This is a genomic window from Clavibacter sp. MX14-G9D, from assembly GCF_032917815.1.
Taxonomy (GTDB): Bacteria; Actinomycetota; Actinomycetes; order Actinomycetales; family Microbacteriaceae; genus Clavibacter; species Clavibacter michiganensis_K.
The window spans coordinates 1-915 of record NZ_JAVCVL010000401.1 but is presented as its reverse complement, the minus strand read 5'-3'; the positions used below and the strand labels follow the sequence as shown (position 1 = coordinate 915).

The 915-nt window shown below is 78.7% G+C and carries 1 protein-coding gene; it reads left to right on the top strand.

From position 1 onward, the window contains the following. On the top strand, positions 1–914 hold a 914-nt coding region (locus tag Q6969_RS15950; RefSeq protein WP_317231317.1), incomplete at its 5' end, for a substrate-binding domain-containing protein. Position 915: the final 1 nt, after the last annotated feature.

Below are 915 nucleotides of genomic sequence, written 5' to 3'. Positions count from 1 at the left end.
CCCCCGCCGTCCCGGAGCCCGTCGGGTCGGGAGCGCTCGAGGCCCCCGCCCCGCCCGTGCCCGACGCGCCCGGCGCCGAGCGCCCGTCCGTCGGCCTCGTGGTCGTCCAGCCGCCGCACTCGTACGCGCTCGACCCGTTCTGGGGCGAGCTCGTCCGCGGCATGGAGGAGGCGCTCGACGCCGAGGACCGCACGGTCCTGATGCAGATCGCCCGCGACGACGCCGAGGAGCGCGACATCCACCGGCGGTGGGCCGCCGACCCGGCCATCGCGGGGGTCCTCGTGGTCGACCTCGTCGACCCGGATCCGCGCGGCGCCCTGCTGGTCGAGCTCGGGCTCCCGGCCGTCATGCTCGGCGACGCCGTGGACGCGCACCACACGACCGTGGTCGTCGACGACTCGGCGCCCATGCGCACGGCGATCGGCCACCTGGCAGCCCTGGGCCACCGCCGGATCGGACGCGTCGGCGGGCGCCCGGAGCTCCGGCACACGCGGTCCCGCGACCGCGCCTTCGACGCCGCCGTGCGGGAGGCGGGCCTCACCGGCCGCACGGTGCACGGCGACTACGCGGCGGCGTCCGGTGCGGAGCTCACCCGGATCCTGCTCGGCGAGGACCGCCGCCCCACCGCGCTCGTCTACGACAACGACGTGATGGCGGTGGCCGGCCTCGCGGCCGCCCAGGCCGCCGGCCTCGACGTGCCGGGCGACGTGTCCCTCCTCGCCTGGGACGACTCGGCGCTCTGCCGGCTCGCGCCCCCGCCGCTCACGGCCATGCGGCGGGAGATCCAGGACCTCGGGCGCACCGCGGCGGGCGCGCTCCTCGACGTGGTGGCCGGGCGCGGCCGGACCGTCCTGCACGTGGACGCGGCGACCCTCGTGACCCGCGGCACGACCGCGCCCCCGCGCACGCGCTGAC